Source organism: Streptomyces sp. NPDC045967 (assembly GCF_056430495.1).
In genome coordinates, this window is record NZ_JBWKLE010000004.1 from 232,228 (window position 1) to 249,505 (window position 17,278).

A 17,278-nucleotide genomic window follows, 5' to 3' on the forward strand; every position below is an offset into this window, starting at 1 on the left:
CTCCCATGCAACTCGCCGCGATCATCGTGTCGCTGGTCCTGACCGTGGTCGGCGTCGCGCTGCTCGCCCGAGCCGTGGCGCAGATCTACCGCTTCGTGAAGCTCGGCCAGGCCGTTCCGGCCGGCAGCCGCACGGACGACCCGAAGGCCCGAACGCTCACCCTGGTCCGGGAGTTCCTGGGCCACAGCCGGATGAACCGCTGGGGCATCGTCGGCTTCGCCCACTGGTTCGTCGCGATCGGCTTCCTGACCCTGCCGCCCACCCTCGCGCAGGCCTACGGGCAGCTCTTCCAGGCCGACTGGACGCTGCCGGTCATCGGCGGCTTCCTGCCGTTCGAGATGTACATCGAGTTCATCGGCCTGATGACGGTCGTGGGCATCCTCGTCCTCATCGCGATCCGGCTGCTCAACCTGCCCTCCCGGGCGGGACGCAAGTCGCGCTTCACCGGCTCGAAGGCCTGGCAGGCGTACTTCGTCGAGTACATCATCCTGACCATCGGCCTCGCCATCCTCGCCCTGCGCGGCCTCGAGGGCGCGATCCACCACGTGGACGGCTACGACCCGGCGTACTTCGTGTCGTACCCGCTGGTGCTGGCCTTCGAGGGGCTCTCGCTCGGCACCCTGCAGAACGCCATCTACTTCACCGCGATGATCAAGATCGGCACCTCGCTGGTCTGGATGATCGTGGTCTCGCTCAACACCAACATGGGCGTCGCCTGGCACCGCTTCCTCGGCTTCCCCAACATCTGGTTCAAGCGGAACGCCGACGGCTCGACCGCGCTCGGCGCCCTCCAGCCGATGACCAGCGGTGGCAAGGAGATCGACTTCGAGGACCCGGGCGAGGACGACAACTTCGGCGTCTCCCAGGTCGAGCAGTTCTCCTGGAAGGGCATCCTCGACTTCTCCACGTGCACCGAGTGCGGCCGCTGCCAGTCGCAGTGCCCCGCCTGGAACACGGGCAAGCCGCTGTCCCCCAAGCTCCTGATCATGTCGCTGCGCGACCACGCGCACGCCAAGGCCCCGTATCTGCTGGCCGGCGGCGGCAAGGACATGGAGGGCAACGAGAAGGCCACGGCGGAGCAGCTGAAGGACGTCCCGGCCTCCGCCATCGCCGAGGCCGAGCGCCCGCTCATCGGCACCGCCGAGGAGAACGGCGTCATCGACCCGGACGTGCTGTGGTCCTGCACCACCTGCGGCGCGTGCGTGGAGCAGTGCCCCGTCGACATCGAGCACATCGACCACATCGTCGACATGCGCCGCTACCAGGTGATGATCGAGAGCGCGTTCCCGTCGGAGGCGGGCACGATGCTCAAGAACCTGGAGAAGAAGGGCAACCCCTGGGGCCTGGCGAAGAAGCAGCGCGTCGAGTGGACCAAGGAGGTGGACTTCGAGGTCCCGATCATCGGCAAGGACGCGGAGGACCTCTCCGAGTTCGACTACCTCTACTGGGTCGGCTGCGCCGGCGCCCTGGAGGACCGGGCCAAGAAGACCACCAAGGCCTTCGCGGAGCTGCTGAACATCGCGGGCGTCAAGTTCGCGATCATGGGCGGCGACGAGAAGTGCACCGGTGACTCGCCCCGCCGCCTCGGCAACGAGCCGCTGTTCCAGCAGCTCGGCCAGGAGAACGTGGCCATGCTGAACATGGCCTTCGGCGAGGACGACGAGGACCCGTCGACGAAGAAGCCCAAGTCGGCGAAGCGCATCGTCTCGACCTGCCCGCACTGCTTCAACACCATCGCGAACGAGTACCCGCAGCTGGGTGGCGAGTACGAGGTCATCCACCACACGCAGCTGCTCCAGCACCTGATCGACGAGGGCCGGCTGACGCCGGTGACGCCGGTCGACGGTCTGATCACCTACCACGACCCCTGCTACCTGGGCCGCCACAACAAGGTCTACACGCCGCCGCGCGAGATCATGTCGGCCGTGCCGGGGCTGCGCCAGCAGGAGATGCACCGCCACAAGGAGCGGGGCTTCTGCTGCGGCGCCGGTGGCGCGCGGATGTGGATGGAGGAGCGGATCGGCAAGCGCATCAACAACGAGCGCGTCGACGAGGCGCTGTCCCTGAACCCGGACATCGTCTCCACCGCCTGCCCGTTCTGCCTGGTCATGCTCACCGACTCGGTGAACGGCAAGAAGAACGAGGGCAAGGCCAAGGAGTCCGTGCAGGTCGTGGACGTGGCGCAGCTGCTGCTGGAGTCGGTGAAGGCGCCGGAGCCGGTGGCGGTCGCTGAGCCGGAGGGCGAGGCCGAGGCCGAGGCCGAACCGGTGGCGGTCGAGGCCGCACCGGTGGTGGTCGAGACCGGGGCGAAGGCGGCTGCGGGATCTCCGGAGGCTGCTGAGGGCGCTGAGCCTGCTGAGGGCGCTGAAACCACCGAGGCGAAGCCGGAGGAGGCCAAGTAGGCCATCGCGCCTGCGCGACCCCTCCGCACCGCACGGCCCCGCACCGCACACGGAAACGGCCGGTCCCCCAGGGGGCCGGCCGTTCGCCGTGCGGGGCGGGCGCGCGGGGCCGCCCCGTCCCCTAGGGGATGTCACAGGTCAGCCGCAAAGGCACCCATTTACGGCCGCCCGTCCACGGAGCGCGACGGGACCGGGTACTTTCGATCACGTGGCTGGATTCAGGATCGGACGCGGCCGGGACAACAACCGCACCCCGCAACAACCTCCGCGGCAGCAGCCGTACGGGCAGCAACCGCCTCCGTACGGCCGGCAGCCCTACCCTCCCGCGGGCCCGCCGCCACAGCAGCAGTGGCCGCAGCCGGACGCCGGGGGCCACGGCGAGCCCGAGTACTTCGACCCGTACGGACAGCAGCAGCCCCCGCGGGCCCCGTACGGCCACGGGGACCAGGGCGGCGGGCACGGGAGCCAGGGCGGTCACGGTGGCCACGGGGGCTACACCGACGACAACCCGGGCCACACCCAGATGTTCGCCGTCGGCGAGGACCCGTACGGCCAGGGCGCGACGTACCAGGCGGGCGCTTCCACAGCGGCCCCGTCCGGCCCGCGACTGCCGTGGAAGGAACTGCTGCGCGGCATCGTGACGCGCCCGGGCGAGACCTTCTTCCGGATGCGCGACTACGCCGTCTGGGGGCCGGCCCTGACCGTGACCTTCCTCTACGGCCTCCTCGCGGTCTTCGGCCTCGACGACGCCCGCCAGGACGTCATCAACGCGACGCTCCCCCAGGCCGTGCCGATCGTCCTCTCGGCGGGCGCGGCCTTCGTGATCTGCGGCCTGCTGCTCGGCGCGGTCACCCACACGCTGGCCCGCCAGCTCGGCGGCGACGGCGCCTGGCAGCCCACCGTGGGCCTGTCCATGCTGGTCATGTCGCTGACGGACGCCCCGCGCCTGCTCTTCGCCGTCTTCCTCGGCGGCGACAACGGCCTGGTCCAGATCCTCGGCTGGGTCACCTGGGTGGCGGCGGGCGCCCTGTTCACGTCGCTGGTCAGCAAGTCCCACGACCTGCCCTGGCCCAAGGCCCTGGGTGCGTCCGCCATCCAGCTGATCGCCCTGCTGTCGATCATCAAGCTGGGCACGATCTAGCCGGCCGGCCCGGCGGTACACCGGCGACACGCGGGAGGGCCCGCCGCGCACCATCTGCGCGGCGGGCCCTCCGTGCGTCGTCTACGCGTCGAGGACCTGGCCCTCGCGCCGCACGACCGGCGGCTCGACCGACCAGGGGAAGTTGATCCAGTCGTCGGTCTTCTTCCACACGTACTCGCACTTCACCAGCGAGTGCGACTTCTCGTAGATCACGGCCGACCGGACCTCGGCGACGTGCCCGAGGCAGAAGTCGTGGACGAGCTTGAGCGTCTTGCCGGTGTCGGCGACGTCGTCGGCGATCAGCACCTTCTTGTCGGTGAAGTCGATCGCCTCGGGCACCGGCGCCAGCATGACCGGCATCTCCAGGGTGGTGCCGACGCCCGTGTAGAACTCCACGTTCACGAGGTGGATGTTCTTGCAGTCGAGCGCGTAGGCCAGCCCTCCGGCGACGAACACCCCGCCGCGGGCGATGCTCAGGATGATGTCGGGCTCGTACCCGTCGTCGGCGATCGTCTGCGCGAGCTGCCGCACGGCCCGCCCGAACCCCTCGTAGTCGAGGTTCTCGCGTACTACGTCACTCATGCCTCGTGCCTCACCTGGGTGCGGTGGAAGTTCTGGAAGGAGCGCGAGGCGGTCGGCCCGCGCTGTCCCTGGTACCGGGAGCCGTACCGGTCGCTGCCGTACGGGAACTCCGCGGGCGAGCTGAGCCGGAACATGCAGAGCTGCCCGATCTTCATGCCCGGCCAGAGCTTGATCGGCAGCGTGGCGAGGTTCGACAGCTCCAGGGTCACGTGGCCCGAGAACCCGGGGTCGATGAACCCGGCGGTCGAATGCGTCACCAGACCGAGGCGGCCCAGGCTGGACTTCCCCTCCAGTCTGGAGGCGATGTCGTCGGGCAGCGAGACGACCTCGTACGTGGAGGCGAGCACGAACTCCCCGGGGTGGAGGATGAAGGCCTCGTCCCCCTCCGGCTCGACCAGCCGGGTCAGGTCCGCCTGCTCGATCGCGGGATCGATGTGCGCGTAGCGGTGATTCTCGAACACCCGGAAGAACCGGTCGAGGCGTACGTCGATGCTGGAGGGCTGCACCATCGACTCCTCGAACGGGTCGATGCGAACCCGTCCGCTGTCGAGCTCGGCCCGGATGTCTTTGTCAGAGAGAAGCACGTCCCGAGGATACGCAGAGCGCGCGGGCCACCCCCAATCGGCAGCGGCCCCCGCGCGCCCCGGCCCGGCCTAACGCCTGACGGCGCCACCCACGGGCACGGCCTGCCTCAACCGCGCGCACCGCGGACACCGCAACAGCCGCCCGGGCCCGATCCGGCCGGCACCGAGGTGCTGCAGCGGGAAGGAGGCGGTACTGAACACGTGCCCTTCGGCACAACGGACGACGGTGTGCTCCATCGAGTCCCTTTCCCCAACGAGCCGTACTGCTACGAATCGCCACATTAGGGGATGATCGAGACTTCACTCCAGCCGCCGCTCCGCCCCCACACGGTACGCCCCAACTCCCGCCCCCGGACGCCCGGGTACACCCCCCACACGCCGCCGCCCCCGGGGCGGATTCACCGGGGGTCGATCATGGGGTACAGTGGACAACGCTACCGATCCAGGCAACTGGACGGTTATGCGGATGTAGTTTAATGGTAGAACATGAGCTTCCCAAGCTTATAGCGCGGGTTCGATTCCCGTCATCCGCTCCACAGCAAAGCCCCAGGTGAGCGACCTGGGGCTTTCGCGTTGCCCGGACCTTTCTCTTGGTCTCGTGCCAGATCCGTGCCAGATGCCTTGGGCGCATGATCTCCACCCGCTTGTGGATCCCTGCGGCAACTTCCCGCTGACGCTCCAGGTTGGAGTGCTGGTAGATCATGGCCGCCTTCTCAGACGACTGGCCGGCCCGCACCATCGTGTCCTTCAGCGTCGCACCGGACTGGGTGGAGAGGGTGTGCCCGGTGTGACGAAGGTCGTAAAGCGTGAAGCCCCCGGCAGTCCCACCTTCTTCCGGGCTTTCTTCCACTTCCGTCCACAGGTCGTCCGGCGAAAGGGGGCGCCCCGCTCCCCCACGAACAGCCGCCCGTCCGGCTTTTGCTCCGCGTACGGATACATGTGGAGCTTCAGATCACCCTTCATGAAGTCCGGCAGGACGATGACCCGCTTGCCTGCCTCGGACTTGGTCTCGCCGGAGGCCCGCTTGTAGGTGTTCGGCTCGGGCTCAGCGGACCGCACACAGACTCCGACGTTCGCGGATCGGATGGGGTGACGGGGGGTGGCGCTGGAGCTGCACGAGGTCGCGCCACTGTCGTGCCAGTACGAGCGAGTAGCACCGGTCAACGACGGCCATCAGAGTCGGGCACGGTTGCTACACCGCAGACGATTCTCCAGGTCAGCGTCATGATCCGCGCGTCATCCGCTCGTGAACAAGGACCAGGTCGCAGACCAGGGCCGTCGTCGTTGCCCAGACCTCTGCCACACTTCCGCGCCCTCCGCGTACCTCAAGTCCCGCCGAGGCGTGGGCAGATGACCTCCACGGCCTGGTGTCGCCCTCGACGCGGCGGCCGGGGTTCAGTTCCCCGTCGGCCGTCGGCGCCGAAGGGCGTCCCGTCGGCGTGCCACGTAGCGGAGCAGGGACCAGATCGCCGCGGCGTTGACGAGGGCGCTGATCAGGACCGCGCCGTGGAAGCCGACGTCGGACCACATGTCGAACTTGCCGTCGAGGGAAGTGTCCGGTGCCACCCAGTCCGAGGGGCGCGGCGCGGACTCCGGCACGAACTCCGTGGGCAGCGGCTCGGGAGGCGGCTGCGGGCCCTCGTGGATCGGCCCCACGACCGGGGCCGGCTCGTCCAGGGCATCCGCGGCGGGTCCGAACGTGCTCAGGAGCAGGAGGCTGACCGGCGCGGTGGCGAGGATCGGCCAGATTCCGAAGAACCCGATGTCGCCCATCCGGCTGCCGACCTCGACGTAGACCAGCATCGCGGCCACCAGGGCCAGGTATCCACCGGGCACCCACATCTCGGGCCTCGACCAGCGCCGCACCATTTCGTTCCCCGTCCCGTTCCGCTTCGTTCGACCTGCGCCCAGTCTCGAAGCTGCCGAGGAACTCCACCTGAGTACGCCTACTCATCCTGCTCGCCCCTTTGGCGGGCGTTCCCGCCAAAAGGGCTTTCCGATAAAGCCATTGCCCGCGGATTTCGGTGGAGGAGCGGGCTCACCGAACGACGGGTGCCGGATCGGCGGCCTCTCCGTCTGCCCGGGGCGCGGCGTCCGAGCCGGGTCCGAACCCCCTGACGAGCAGCCACCCGGCCAGTGCCAGTTCCCAGGCGAACACCGGGAGCGCGGCGGCCGCCCCCGCCGCGGAGAGCTGCTCGTAGGCACCGAACATCACGGCGACGGCCGAGGCGCAGATCAGTGGCCCGCCGATCAGACCGAGCACGGCGATGAAGCGGGGTACGAGCCGTGCGCGGTACGCCAGGTACGCGAGCAGGACGGTGTTCAGGCCGAGGGCGATGTTGGGCCCGAGCAGGAACGTCCAGTCGTGCACGGCCACCAGCGCGGCATCGGCGCCGTCCGCCGCCCCCGCGTCCCGCCGCAGGGTGACGAGTGCCAGCACCGCGACGATCCCGACGGCGATGACGGCCGCCTCCAGCAGCCGCCCGAAGGCGTACCCGAGCGCGAGCCCCTCACCGTGGCGCCGCAGGACGGGGAACAGCGCCGCGCCGGTACCGGCCACCGCCACCACCAGCACCACCTCGCAGACCACCCCGAGCAGCGCCATCGTGTCGGCGCCCGGCGCGAGCCGGCCGTCCGCGGCGCCCAGGAGGGGGCGGTACAGGATCGCCCCGGCTATCGCGGCGGCCTCGGTCAGCAGGAACAGCGACCCCGCGGCCACCGCGGTTCTCCGGTCAGGACTCATCTTCTCTGTACCCCTCGCTCGGCAGTGGTGTACGCCGTACACCTCGGCCCGACCCTAGGTGTACGGCGTACACTCGTCAAGGAGAGAGGCCGTCGGAGAGGGAAGGGGCCGAACCGGAAATGACCCGGCAGGAAGCCAGCCGCACGCAACGGATCCCGCTGAACCGGGACCGTGTCCTACGCGCCGCCGTCGCGCTCGCGGACACCACGGGCATCGACGCGCTCAGCATGCGCAGGCTGGCGCAGGAGCTGGACGTCGTACCGATGGCCCTCTACAAGCACGTGGCCAACAAGGAGGAGCTGCTCGACGGCATGGCCGACGCCGTCGTCGGCGAGATCGACCCGCCGGCCGCGGGCCGCGACTGGCAGCGCGTGGTCCGCGGGCGGATCCTCTCGGCCCGGCGGGTCCTGCTGCGCCACCCCTGGGCGGTCCGGGTGATCGAGTCGCGGACCGGCCCCACGCCGGCGGTGCTCGCGTACCTGGACTCGATGGCCGGGATCTTCCGGGACGGCGGCCTCTCCGCCGACCTCACGCACCACGTCATGCACGCGATGGGCAGCCGCCTCCTCGGCTTCAGCCAGGAACTGTTCGACACCTCGGGCCCCTCCGGCCCGCCGGACCCCGGGCTGGCGGCGCACTACCCGAACATCGCGGAACTGGCCGCGACGGCCGCACACGACGGGGGCTCCACGGTCGGTGGCGGCTGCGACGACCAGTTCGAGTTCGAATTCGCCCTGGACCTCCTCCTGGACGGCTTCGAAAACCTCCGCCGCCAGGGCTGGACGTCCGCGCGGCAGGCGTAGCGGGCGCCGGGGATTCCCGGTGGCGTGACCTGGGCCACCGTTCTCACAGCTCGCCGCGGCCGCCCGCGCCGGCCTGCGCTCACCGTTCCCCGCCGGCGCGAAGCCGTGCGCACCATGGCGTACGGGCGCCGCTCCGCACCCCACCGCACGCCCCGTTTTCGGAGAGCTGCGGCCGCGGTGCGGTGATATCTGTGTCGGCGGTCTGAGAATTCAATCGGCCTCGCGGGGAGGATTTCTGCCGTGCCGCGGAACAGGGAAATGTTCAACGTACGGACAGCACCTCGGCGTGCTACTGTCGATCTCAGTTGCAGTTTTGGTACCCAAAATCTTCAGGTGCCTTCGGTCGGCCTCCGCGCCGGCCGGAAGCACTTTGTATTTTCCGGATCATTTTCCGGTCGGGGCATCATCGCGGCGACACGGTGCCCGCATGGTGTGGGTTCCGGCGCACAGCCCCGAAGGAGAAATGACATGGCTACTGGCACCGTGAAGTGGTTCAACGCCGCCAAGGGATTCGGCTTCATCGAGCAGGACGGTGGCGGCCCCGACGTGTTCGCCCACTTCTCGAACATCGCCGCCCAGGGCTTCCGCGAGCTGCTCGAAGGCCAGAAGGTCGCCTTCGAGATCGCGCAGGGCCAGAAGGGCCCGACGGCCGAGAACATCGTTCCCGCCTGACGCTGACGCACGATTCGTAGCTGGGGCCCGCATCCCTCGGGGTGCGGGCCCCAGCTGCACGTGTTCCGCGCGGGCTCCCGCCCGCGGAACGCGGATTTTCAGGGCAGCGGCCGCTTCGCAGCCGCGCCCTTCGGCCGCCGTTCCGGGTTTCACCTCCGGCTGACGTGGCTCTTCCCAGCGCCTGCGCCCGTACAGATTTCCTGTAGGCCGCATTCGCTTCGCATTTCCACTCGGCCCGTTCCAGTGATTCCCGGCGCTGTTCCTCCGCTACGGGAATTCCTTGATACGTGCCGGTATCAAGGAAGGTTCTCGATGAACCCCACACGTACGAACCAGCGCTCCTCCCGCACCCGCGGCCGCACCGGCGGCCCCTCCTTCGGCGCGGGCTCCGCCTCGCCCCGTGGCGGCCGCTCCGGCGCGCCCGCCGCCGGCCGCTCCGGAGGTCCGAGCCGCTCGGGCGGCGGTTATGGACGCCGGCCCGCCGCGGTGCAGGGCGAGTTCGCCCCGCCGAAGACGATCACTCCCGCGCTGCCCGCCGTCGAGTCGTTCGCCGACCTCGACATGCCCAAGGAGCTGCTGGCCGCCCTCGGCACGCAGGGCGTGACCGTGCCCTTCCCGATCCAGGGCGCCACCCTGCCCAACACCCTGGCGGGCCGTGACGTCCTCGGCCGCGGCCGCACCGGCTCCGGCAAGACGCTGGCGTTCGGCCTCGCCCTGCTGGCCCGCACCGCCGGGCAGCGCGCCGAGCCCCGCCAGCCGCTCGCCCTCATCCTCGTCCCGACCCGCGAGCTGGCCCAGCAGGTGACGGACGCGCTCACCCCCTACGCCCGCTCCGTGAAGCTGCGGCTGACCACCGTCGTCGGCGGCATGTCGATCGGCAAGCAGGCCGGCGCGCTGCGCGGCGGCGCCGAGGTCGTCGTGGCCACGCCGGGCCGGCTGAAGGACCTCATCGACCGTGGTGACTGCCGCCTGAACCAGGTCGGGATCACCGTCCTCGACGAAGCGGACCAGATGGCCGACATGGGCTTCATGCCCCAGGTCACCGCCCTCCTCGACCAGGTGCGCCCCGAGGGCCAGCGGATGCTGTTCTCGGCCACCCTGGACCGCAACGTCGACCTGCTGGTGCGCCGCTACCTGACCGACCCGGTCGTGCACTCGGTGGACCCCTCGGCCGGTGCCGTGACGACGATGGAGCACCACGTGCTGCACGTCCAGGGCGCCGACAAGCAGCGGACGACGACGGAGATCGCGGCGCGCGAGGGCCGGGTCATGATGTTCCTGGACACCAAGCACGCCGTCGACCGCCTGACCGAGCACCTGCTCAACAGCGGAGTACGGGCCGCAGCGCTGCACGGGGGCAAGTCCCAGCCGCAGCGCACGAAGACCCTCGCCCGGTTCAAGACCGGCCACGTCACCGTGCTGGTCGCGACGAACGTGGCGGCGCGCGGCATCCACGTCGACAACCTCGACCTCGTCGTGAACATCGACCCGCCGACCGACCCCAAGGACTACCTCCACCGCGGCGGCCGTACCGCCCGCGCCGGTGAGTCCGGCAGCGTCGTCACCCTGGTCACCCCGAACCAGCGCCGCGACATGACCCGCCTGATGACCGCCGCCGGGATCACCCCCCAGACGACTCCGGTCCACTCGGGCGAAGAGGCCCTGCACCGCATCACCGGCGCCCAGGCCCCCTCCGGGGTCCCGGTCACGATCACCGCGCCGGTGACCGAGCGGGCCCCGCGCGGCGGCGCCGCCGGCGGCCGCCGCAGGCCCGGGTCGGCCGCCCGCCGCACGGGCGCGCGCAGGCCCGCCTTCGACGCGGCGGTCTGACCGGATGCCCGCCGACACTCCGGAGGCGAGCGGTCCGCAGGTCTGGGACGACATGACGGTCGAAGTGGCCCTGGCCGTCATGGCCAGTGCCCGCACCGACCGTCTGCTCGTCACCGACGGGGACGGCCTGTGCAGCCGACCGGTCACCCGGACCCTGCTCACCGCCGTCCGCGCGGGCGACGCGTACACCGACCGGGTCCGGCTGCGCGACGTCCTCGGCGACCGCCGGTTCGACGCCCCGCCCGGCACCGACGAACGGGGTCGCCCCCCGGGCGTCCTCGCCCTTGCAGGCTGACCCGCCCCATCCGCGGTCCGGCCCGGCCCCTTCTCCCTTCCTGTGAGGCAACATGCGCTGCGTCATCGCCCGTTTCCCGTTCGACCTGACCAAAAGCGGTGTCCTGGAGTCGATGAAGGGCGTCAAGCCCGAGGAGGTCTCCGGCGAGTCCGTGATCATCGGCCGCCGTACCTACCCCGTCAAGCAGGTCGGCCAGGTCATCACCGGCCAGGACCGGCGCGACTTCAGCGCCGGTGAGGTCGTCCGGGCCATGCTCCGGCTCGGCTTCACCTGCCGGGGCCTTCCCCAGGCGGCCGCGCCGGTGCGGGTGCTCACCCCGCTCCAGCAGGCTTCCGCGATGCTCGGCGCCCCCGTGGCCGTCTGACCGACGCACGGGCGCGAGCCGCCACCGCTCCAGCACAGAGGGCCCGACCGGCACACGCCGGTCGGGCCCTCTCGCGTTCCCGGCCTGCCGTACGGCGCGGGGCGGGGCACGGACTGCGATCAGCGGGCGCGACTAGCTCTGACCAGCACACACGAAAATCTATGTCGGCCGAAGTAGACATTGGGTCCTGGCGCGGCTATGGTTTCTCTCGTAGCCAAGGAACAGCAAGCCCGGGCAGAGATGAACTGCCGGGAAGCAGTACGCAGTACAAGCAGGTGCAGTTCGCAGGACGGTGCGGTGGTGGAGTTCCGAAGCCAGGTTTTTTCAGGACGGCGACGGGACTGACGACCGGACCGGGTGGCCCGCAGTCATCAGGGGCCGCCACGAGCAGTACAGCAAGTGCAGTTCGCGGTACCCAGCAGTGAAGTCAGTGAGCGGTACCTCGGTGAAGGCGTCGGCTGCGGGCGCGCGCACCGGGAAGTTCGGCAGTGGGGTTCTAAGCCAGAGCAGATGCAGGATGGGCGACGGGGCTGGCTGCCGGAGCGTGGCGCTGGGACAGGCCACGGAGCAGTACGCATCACCAGTAGTACGCAGTAGAGCAGTACCAGCAGTACGCAGTACCCGTAGTAGGCAGTACCAGCAGTAGAGCAGTACCAGCAGTACCGAAAGTCCCGCTCGGTGAGCGGTGAGCAACGAGGGAAGAACGGAGGAGCAGGCGCCATCAGGATCGCCCGGGTCGAACGCTGAGCCCGGGTACCGCAGGACATCGATAGTGAGGTGGTCTCCGGTCAAGCAACCGCGATCCCCGCTATCCCGGCAGCATCCAGGTCGGGTCAGCGGAAACACGAGGTCGGCGCAGTAACAAGAGCCGACAGATGGTGTAGTAGTTCCTTCGGGGCCCTGGTGCCGTACGGCACCAGGGCCCCTCCATGCGTCCATGAGAGAGGTTCAATGACAGCAGACGATTCGTTCGGCCGTCTCGACGACGACGACTACCCGGCGTACACCATGGGCCGGGCCGCCGAGATGCTCGGCACCACCCAGGGCTTCCTGCGCGCCCTCGGCGAGGCCCGCCTCATCACCCCGCTCCGCTCCGCCGGCGGTCACCGCCGCTACTCCCGCTACCAACTGCGCATCGCGGCACGCGCCCGGGAACTCGTCGACCAGGGAACCCCGATCGAGGCCGCCTGCCGCATCATCATCCTCGAGGACCAGCTCGAAGAAGCGCAGCGCATCAACGCCGAGTACCGCCGCGCCGCCGAGGCGTCCGCCCCGCCGGCCGCGGACTGAGGCACCCGCGCGCCCGGTTCAGCGCAAGGTGAGCGGGGTCTCGGATTCGGCGCGGGTCAGTTTGTGCGGATTGCGGACGTAGTAGAGGCCCGCAATGCGGGCGGCCTCCACCCGGATCGCCATGATCCCGTCCAGCTCCCCGTCCACGTGCACGACGAGTGCGGGACCGCCGTTGACCACCGTGAGGCCCACGGTCAGCGGGCGCCGGTTCTTGCCGAGGCCGCCGATCATGAAGCGGGCCACCTTGTCGGCGCCGGTGACGGGCCGCCGCGCGGCCTGCTTGATACCGCCGCCGTCGCTCAGCAGGACGACCTCGGGGGCCAGTACGTCCAGGAGGCCCTGGATGTCCCCGGTCGTCAGGGCGCGCTGGAAGGACTCCAGAGCCGCCCGGGTCTCGCTCGCGGAGGCCGCCTCGCGCGGGCGTCGGGCGTCGACGTGCCGGCGGGCGCGGTGTGCGATCTGCCGCACGGCCGCCGGGGTCTTGTCCACGGCGGCAGCGATCTCGTCATAGCCGACGTCGAAGACCTCGCGGAGGACGAAGACGGCCCGCTCCGTCGGCGACAACGTCTCGAGGACGAGCATCAGCGCCATCGACACGCTCTCGGCGAGCTCGACGTCCTGGGCCACGTCCGGCGCGGTGAGGAGCGGTTCGGGCAGCCAGGGGCCGACGTACGTCTCCTTGCGGCGGGTCATCGTGCGCAGTCGGTTCAGCGACTGGCGGGTCGTGATCCGCACCAGGTAGGCGCGCTGGTCGCGCACCTGGTCCAGATCCACGGCCGCCCACCGCAGCCAGGTCTCCTGGAGGACGTCCTCTGCGTCCGCCGCCGAGCCGAGCATCTCGTAGGCGACCGTGAACAGCAGGTTGCGGTGGGCGACGAAAGCCTCCGTCGCCGGATCGGCGGCCCCCACGTTCATACCCGGATCCCCCCGTGGCCCTGCGCCCCGGCAGCCGGCGTCCCAGCGGCCTGCGCCCCGGCCCGCCGTGCCGCGAGCAGCTGCTCCCGCTTCTCGTCCTTGGTCCACCAGGTCCGCCTGCCGGGCCGGCGCGCCTCGTAGCCCAGTTGCCACGGGATGCCCCTGCAGATGAACTCCTTGACCACGGCGGCCGGGCGGCCGGCGAAGGAGAACTTCTTCGCGGTGTCGTCCTTGGCCGTGAGCTGGAGGAGGCCGGCGCGACGCCCCAGGCTGAGGCACTGGCTGACGAACCCCACCTCGATCCGCGCCGGCTGCCTGCCCGCGAGCCGGCTGAGCACCGTCTCCGCGGCCTGCGGGCCCAGCTGCACGGCCGCCTGGCAGCTCATCCGCAGCGGCAGGTCCGACGGGGCCGCCGCATCCCCGGCCGCGACGATGCGTTCGTCGTCCACGCTGGTCAGCGTCTCGTCCGTGAGCAGGCGGCCCAGGGCGTCGGTGGTCAGCCCGCTGCGCGCAGCCAGGTCCGGTACGCCGAACCCCGCGGTCCACAGCGTCACCGTGCTGCGCAGCTCGCGCCCGTCGGCGAGCCGGACGGCGTCGGGCGTCACCGCCGTCACCTTCGCGTCGGGGCCTTCGAGCACGCTCACGCCGAGCGCGGCCAGTCGCGCGGCCACCCGGCGCCGGCCCCGCGGGTGCAGGGACGGGCCGAGCACCCCGCCGCACACCAGGGTCACGGCGACACGTCCCTGTTCGGCCAGTTCGGCGGCGGCCTCGATGCCCGTCAGGCCCCCTCCGACCACCGTCACCGGGGCGTTCGCGGGAGCGGCTGCGACGAGCGCGCGCAGCCGCCGGGCCTCTTCCAGAGCGGTGATGGGGCGAGCGTGCTCGGCCGCTCCGGGCACGCCCGGGACGGCGCCGGCGCTGCCCACCGCGTAGACCAGGTAGTCGTAGCCGAGCGTCTCCCCGCCCGAGAGCGTGACGCCGCGCGCGGCGGCGTCGATCCGCGTCACGGTGTCGACCACGAGGGCGACACGGGGGGCGAGGACCTTGCGGTACTCGACGACCGCGTCGTGGGAGCCGGCCACCACCTGGTGCAGGCGGATCCGCTCCACGAAGGCGGGCCGAGGGTTGACGAGCGTCACCCGCACGTCGTCGCGCCCGGTCAGTCGGTTGGCGGCCATGACCCCGGCGTACCCGCCGCCGATCACGACGACCCGGGTGTACTCGGACCCGGGGTGCCCGGTGCGTCGTCCACTGTTCTCGCTCACGGTGTCTCCTCCGCCTGAAAGGGTTCGGCATGAGGACACCGCGGCACCGCCGGTTGTGACAGGTTGTGCTCCAGATCACGTCGCGTCGTCGGATTCGGCTTTCCGGCGGTCCGCTCTCGGCGCCTGCGGATCGGCGGGGAAGAGGTGCGGGGGCGGCGGGGGCGGCGGATGGCCGGCCGGGTCCGGGGGGAAGGGAACGGCGGCCGGCGGAGCGGGCTCCGGTGGAGGGGTCTGGGTCATGGGGACTCCCGTGGTGTTTCGTTCGTACGGCGCTTCGGCAGGGCCGCCGGGCCGCCCCCGCCGGCAGCCCCTTACGGCCGCAGCTTGCTGAAGCCGACCTCGAAGCGTTCCACCGACACGATCCGCTGGCCTTCCCGCCGGGCCGTCTCCTCGCGGACCCGGGCGGCCGGCTCCTCGCTCTCCTCCAGGGTCCGCTCGTCGTCCCACAAGGTCAGCGACGTGGCCTTTCCGGAGGCGCGGTCCACGAGGTAGTAGACCCCTCGGAAGCCGGGAAGGTCCTGGACCTGCCGGACGATCTCCTCCGTCTGCGCACTCAGGTCCCCCTCCGCGGGAACCGGTGATCCCTGATAGGTGCTCAGCCTCGCGAACATCTGCCGCAGTCCTTTCCTCGGTCCCCCCGACCAGCCTCCACCGGCAGGTCACGCGCCGCATGCCGAGCGGCGCCACAATGGGGAGGTGCCGTACATCGCCGTCACCGCGCTGAGCCATACCGGGCTCGTACGTGATCACAACGAGGACAGCCTGGTCATCGGGCCGTGGACCCTGTGCGGGACCGCGACGGAGAGCCCGCAGACGCTCGTGTTCCCCCTCGGCCGGCCGCTCCTCGTCGCCGTCGCCGACGGGCTCGGCGGCCAGCCGGCCGGCGAGGTGGCCAGCGAGCTGGTCGTGCGCGAGCTCTCCCTGCTCAGCTCCTCGCTGGCGGGCGGTGAGGCCGTCCGCGGGGCCCTGGAGGTCTGCGACCGCGCGGTTTACGCGGCGGCCGAGGGGCGGCCGGACCTGACCTCCATGGGGACCACGGTCGCCGGTGTCCTCGTACTGGAGGACACGCTGCTGTCCTTCAACGTCGGTGACAGCAAGGTGTTCCGGGCGACCGCGGACGGACTGCGCCAGCTCAGCGTGGACGACAGCCCGCCGCCGGCGCCGGGGCACCGCACCACCTCGGCCGTCACCCAGGTGCTGGGCGGCAGCCGCGAACGCAGACCGGTCACGCCGCACGTGGCGGAGTTCCCGCTGTCCACGGGCGACCGCTACCTGGTGTGCAGCGACGGGCTGACCGACCCGGTGCCGGAGGAGGCCATCGCCGGCCTGCTCCGGGTCCACGACGACGGGAAGGCCGCCTTCGAGCTGTGGAAGGCGGCCATCGAGGCCGGGGGGCCGGACAACATCACGCTCGCGCTCATCCGGATCGGTGAGTGAGGCCGGTCCTGCGACGGGGCGTTCCGCGGCCCGGTCCGTTCCCGACCGGCCCGCTCACCCGCCCGGACAGGCCCTCAGGCGCCCCGGGGGACGACGAAGCCGGTCAGCCGGGCGGAGCCCGGCGCGAGGGACCGCCAGGCTCCCGGACCGGCCAGGTCGAGCACCGCGATCGCGGACGTCGGGAACTTCGTACGGACCTGCTCCAACGTGCGGGCGTCCCCTTCGCCGGCGAGCAGCAGGACCAGCTCCTGCGCGCCCGGGTTGTGCCCGACGAGCAGCACCGTCCCCACCTGCGCGGGGGTCTCCCGTACGAGGTCCAGCAGCTCCTCGGCGTCGGCCCCGTAGGCGCGTTCCTCGTACTCCACCGGCCCGGGGAGCCCGGCTTCGGCCGCGACGAGCTCCCAGGTGCGGCGGGTGCGCAGCGCGGGCGAGCACACGACGCGGTCGGGCACGCAGCCGCTCTCGCGCAGCCAGCGGCCCGCGGCCGGGGCGTCGCGCAGGCCGCGGGGACCGAGCGGGCGCCGGGCGTCGGGCACGTTTGGCGGCCAGGCGGACTTGGCGTGTCGCAGGACGACCAGCCGCCGGACGGTGCCCGCTTCCGTCATGGGCGCCTCACGTGTGCAGGCGGCTGTTGGGGCCTTCCCGGTCGCCGGCGGTGTCGTCATTGAACCAGTAGTCCCCGGCGGCCAGATAGCGGAAGGAGTGCGCGCTCTCGGGCGGCAGCTCGACCGTGACGGCCCGCTTCCCGTCCTTGCGGGGCTTGAGCGTGTGCGCCCCGGGCTGCCAGTCGTTGAAGTCGCCGACCACGCTCACCGGCCCGGGCGGCGTGTCCGCCGGAAGGACGAAGGTGACCTCGGTGCGGTCCTTGCGCAGCTTGCGCTCCAGCATGGAAAGGCTCCTGACTGCGGAGGCGGACGGGATCCCGCCCATCCTCGGGGCCGGACGGGCGGCCCGC

19 protein-coding genes, 1 tRNA gene and 1 pseudogene are annotated in these 17,278 nt (G+C 71.0%); 10 read left to right on the forward strand and 11 right to left on the reverse strand.

Going from position 1 to position 17,278, the window contains the following annotated elements; all coding sequences use genetic code 11:
- Nucleotides 1-5 precede the first annotated feature (5 nt).
- Both AC07FY_RS11035 and AC07FY_RS11040 read left to right on the forward strand, forming a co-directional pair.
- Complete coding sequence (locus AC07FY_RS11035) at nt 6-2,402, forward strand: heterodisulfide reductase-related iron-sulfur binding cluster (protein WP_479003749.1); 2,397 nt, start codon at nt 6-8, stop codon at nt 2,400-2,402.
- Nucleotides 2,403-2,610: 208 nt separating this feature from the next.
- A complete protein-coding gene (locus AC07FY_RS11040) occupies nt 2,611-3,543 on the forward strand; it encodes a Yip1 family protein (RefSeq protein ID WP_479003752.1) in 933 nt (310 codons plus the stop codon).
- A gap of 81 nt (nt 3,544-3,624) precedes the next feature.
- Here AC07FY_RS11040 and AC07FY_RS11045 read toward each other — a convergent pair whose 3' ends face one another.
- The 3 genes from AC07FY_RS11045 to AC07FY_RS11055 form a co-directional block, all read right to left on the reverse strand.
- The gene (locus AC07FY_RS11045) at nt 3,625-4,125 is read right to left on the reverse strand and encodes a phosphoribosyltransferase (protein ID WP_479003754.1); all 501 of its coding nucleotides are present in this window, start codon (nt 4,123-4,125) and stop codon (nt 3,625-3,627) included.
- Nucleotides 4,122-4,709, reverse strand: coding sequence for a dCTP deaminase (gene dcd / locus AC07FY_RS11050; protein WP_479003756.1), 588 nt, complete (start codon nt 4,707-4,709; stop codon nt 4,122-4,124). The genes AC07FY_RS11045 and dcd overlap by 4 nt, the downstream gene beginning before the upstream one ends.
- Before the next feature lie 69 nt (nt 4,710-4,778).
- On the reverse strand, nt 4,779-4,991 hold the full coding sequence (locus tag AC07FY_RS11055; protein ID WP_079154239.1) for a hypothetical protein: 213 nt from the start codon (nt 4,989-4,991) through the stop codon (nt 4,779-4,781).
- A gap of 180 nt (nt 4,992-5,171) precedes the next feature.
- Between AC07FY_RS11055 and AC07FY_RS11060 the strand changes: the two genes are divergently transcribed.
- A tRNA-Gly gene (locus tag AC07FY_RS11060) sits at nt 5,172-5,245 on the forward strand.
- 83 nt (nt 5,246-5,328) lie between these two features.
- Here AC07FY_RS11060 and AC07FY_RS11065 read toward each other — a convergent pair.
- The 3 genes and pseudogenes from AC07FY_RS11065 to AC07FY_RS11075 form a co-directional block, all read right to left on the reverse strand.
- Nucleotides 5,329-5,804 (reverse strand): annotated as a pseudogene (locus tag AC07FY_RS11065) (tyrosine-type recombinase/integrase); the annotation flags it as partial.
- A gap of 300 nt (nt 5,805-6,104) precedes the next feature.
- Nucleotides 6,105-6,578: an SCO4225 family membrane protein gene (locus AC07FY_RS11070; protein WP_479003759.1), complete on the reverse strand. Its 474-nt coding sequence runs from the start codon at nt 6,576-6,578 to the stop codon at nt 6,105-6,107.
- Nucleotides 6,579-6,747: 169 nt separating this feature from the next.
- On the reverse strand, nt 6,748-7,452 hold the full coding sequence (locus AC07FY_RS11075; RefSeq protein ID WP_479003762.1) for a DUF4386 domain-containing protein: 705 nt from the start codon (nt 7,450-7,452) through the stop codon (nt 6,748-6,750).
- A gap of 119 nt (nt 7,453-7,571) precedes the next feature.
- On the opposite strand from AC07FY_RS11075, the gene AC07FY_RS11080 reads away from it, so the two are divergent.
- The 6 genes from AC07FY_RS11080 to AC07FY_RS11105 all read left to right on the forward strand — a co-directional run bounded on the left by AC07FY_RS11080 (nt 7,572) and on the right by AC07FY_RS11105 (nt 12,706).
- Complete coding sequence (locus AC07FY_RS11080; RefSeq protein ID WP_479003764.1) at nt 7,572-8,255, forward strand: TetR/AcrR family transcriptional regulator C-terminal domain-containing protein; 684 nt, start codon at nt 7,572-7,574, stop codon at nt 8,253-8,255.
- Nucleotides 8,256-8,723: 468 nt separating this feature from the next.
- Nucleotides 8,724-8,927, forward strand: a complete 204-nt coding sequence (locus AC07FY_RS11085; RefSeq protein ID WP_479003767.1) for a cold-shock protein — start codon at nt 8,724-8,726, stop codon at nt 8,925-8,927.
- A 312-nt stretch (nt 8,928-9,239) separates the two neighbouring features.
- Nucleotides 9,240-10,757: a DEAD/DEAH box helicase gene (locus tag AC07FY_RS11090; RefSeq protein ID WP_479003770.1), complete on the forward strand. Its 1,518-nt coding sequence runs from the start codon at nt 9,240-9,242 to the stop codon at nt 10,755-10,757.
- Between the two features lie 4 nt (nt 10,758-10,761).
- Nucleotides 10,762-11,052: a CBS domain-containing protein gene (locus AC07FY_RS11095; protein WP_479003773.1), complete on the forward strand. Its 291-nt coding sequence runs from the start codon at nt 10,762-10,764 to the stop codon at nt 11,050-11,052.
- Between the two features lie 52 nt (nt 11,053-11,104).
- Nucleotides 11,105-11,416 (forward strand): SCO5918 family protein, encoded by a 312-nt coding sequence (locus AC07FY_RS11100; RefSeq protein ID WP_479003776.1) that lies wholly within the window; start codon nt 11,105-11,107, stop codon nt 11,414-11,416.
- Between the two features lie 951 nt (nt 11,417-12,367).
- The gene (locus AC07FY_RS11105) at nt 12,368-12,706 is read left to right on the forward strand and encodes a MerR family transcriptional regulator (RefSeq protein ID WP_479003779.1); all 339 of its coding nucleotides are present in this window, start codon (nt 12,368-12,370) and stop codon (nt 12,704-12,706) included.
- Between the two features lie 18 nt (nt 12,707-12,724).
- Here AC07FY_RS11105 and AC07FY_RS11110 read toward each other — a convergent pair whose 3' ends face one another.
- The 3 genes from AC07FY_RS11110 to AC07FY_RS11120 all read right to left on the reverse strand — a co-directional run bounded on the left by AC07FY_RS11110 (nt 12,725) and on the right by AC07FY_RS11120 (nt 15,497).
- Nucleotides 12,725-13,621: an RNA polymerase sigma-70 factor gene (locus AC07FY_RS11110; RefSeq protein WP_479003781.1), complete on the reverse strand. Its 897-nt coding sequence runs from the start codon at nt 13,619-13,621 to the stop codon at nt 12,725-12,727.
- Nucleotides 13,618-14,799, reverse strand: a complete 1,182-nt coding sequence (locus tag AC07FY_RS11115) for an NAD(P)/FAD-dependent oxidoreductase (RefSeq protein ID WP_479004518.1) — start codon at nt 14,797-14,799, stop codon at nt 13,618-13,620. The genes AC07FY_RS11110 and AC07FY_RS11115 overlap by 4 nt, the downstream gene beginning before the upstream one ends.
- A 398-nt stretch (nt 14,800-15,197) precedes the next feature.
- The gene (locus AC07FY_RS11120) at nt 15,198-15,497 is read right to left on the reverse strand and encodes a hypothetical protein (RefSeq protein ID WP_479003783.1); all 300 of its coding nucleotides are present in this window, start codon (nt 15,495-15,497) and stop codon (nt 15,198-15,200) included.
- A gap of 85 nt (nt 15,498-15,582) precedes the next feature.
- On the opposite strand from AC07FY_RS11120, the gene AC07FY_RS11125 reads away from it, so the two are divergent.
- Entirely contained in the window at nt 15,583-16,323 is a 741-nt protein-coding gene (locus tag AC07FY_RS11125; protein WP_479003784.1) for a PP2C family protein-serine/threonine phosphatase, read from the forward strand.
- A 74-nt stretch (nt 16,324-16,397) separates the two neighbouring features.
- Here AC07FY_RS11125 and AC07FY_RS11130 read toward each other — a convergent pair whose 3' ends face one another.
- The gene (locus AC07FY_RS11130; protein ID WP_479003787.1) at nt 16,398-16,928 is read right to left on the reverse strand and encodes a SixA phosphatase family protein; all 531 of its coding nucleotides are present in this window, start codon (nt 16,926-16,928) and stop codon (nt 16,398-16,400) included.
- A gap of 7 nt (nt 16,929-16,935) precedes the next feature.
- A complete protein-coding gene (locus AC07FY_RS11135) occupies nt 16,936-17,211 on the reverse strand; it encodes an isoamylase early set domain-containing protein (protein WP_479003790.1) in 276 nt (91 codons plus the stop codon).
- Between the last annotated feature and the right edge of the window lie 67 nt (nt 17,212-17,278).

What these genes read in the sequence shown, in the direction of transcription:
- AC07FY_RS11035 (WP_479003749.1), top strand. Translation starts at nt 6, where the DNA reads ATGCAACTCGCCGCGATCATCGTGTCGCTGGTCCTGACCGTGGTCGGC.
- AC07FY_RS11045 (WP_479003754.1), bottom strand. Translation starts at nt 4,125, where the DNA reads ATGAGTGACGTAGTACGCGAGAACCTCGACTACGAGGGGTTCGGGCGG.
- AC07FY_RS11055 (WP_079154239.1), bottom strand. Translation starts at nt 4,991, where the DNA reads ATGTGGCGATTCGTAGCAGTACGGCTCGTTGGGGAAAGGGACTCGATG.
- AC07FY_RS11070 (WP_479003759.1), bottom strand. Translation starts at nt 6,578, where the DNA reads ATGGTGCGGCGCTGGTCGAGGCCCGAGATGTGGGTGCCCGGTGGATAC.
- AC07FY_RS11075 (WP_479003762.1), bottom strand. Translation starts at nt 7,452, where the DNA reads ATGAGTCCTGACCGGAGAACCGCGGTGGCCGCGGGGTCGCTGTTCCTG.
- AC07FY_RS11080 (WP_479003764.1), top strand. Translation starts at nt 7,572, where the DNA reads ATGACCCGGCAGGAAGCCAGCCGCACGCAACGGATCCCGCTGAACCGG.
- AC07FY_RS11085 (WP_479003767.1), top strand. Translation starts at nt 8,724, where the DNA reads ATGGCTACTGGCACCGTGAAGTGGTTCAACGCCGCCAAGGGATTCGGC.
- AC07FY_RS11090 (WP_479003770.1), top strand. Translation starts at nt 9,240, where the DNA reads ATGAACCCCACACGTACGAACCAGCGCTCCTCCCGCACCCGCGGCCGC.
- AC07FY_RS11095 (WP_479003773.1), top strand. Translation starts at nt 10,762, where the DNA reads ATGCCCGCCGACACTCCGGAGGCGAGCGGTCCGCAGGTCTGGGACGAC.
- AC07FY_RS11100 (WP_479003776.1), top strand. Translation starts at nt 11,105, where the DNA reads ATGCGCTGCGTCATCGCCCGTTTCCCGTTCGACCTGACCAAAAGCGGT.
- AC07FY_RS11105 (WP_479003779.1), top strand. Translation starts at nt 12,368, where the DNA reads ATGACAGCAGACGATTCGTTCGGCCGTCTCGACGACGACGACTACCCG.
- AC07FY_RS11110 (WP_479003781.1), bottom strand. Translation starts at nt 13,621, where the DNA reads ATGAACGTGGGGGCCGCCGATCCGGCGACGGAGGCTTTCGTCGCCCAC.
- AC07FY_RS11115 (WP_479004518.1), bottom strand. Translation starts at nt 14,799, where the DNA reads ATGGCCGCCAACCGACTGACCGGGCGCGACGACGTGCGGGTGACGCTC.
- AC07FY_RS11120 (WP_479003783.1), bottom strand. Translation starts at nt 15,497, where the DNA reads ATGTTCGCGAGGCTGAGCACCTATCAGGGATCACCGGTTCCCGCGGAG.
- AC07FY_RS11130 (WP_479003787.1), bottom strand. Translation starts at nt 16,928, where the DNA reads ATGACGGAAGCGGGCACCGTCCGGCGGCTGGTCGTCCTGCGACACGCC.
- AC07FY_RS11135 (WP_479003790.1), bottom strand. Translation starts at nt 17,211, where the DNA reads ATGCTGGAGCGCAAGCTGCGCAAGGACCGCACCGAGGTCACCTTCGTC.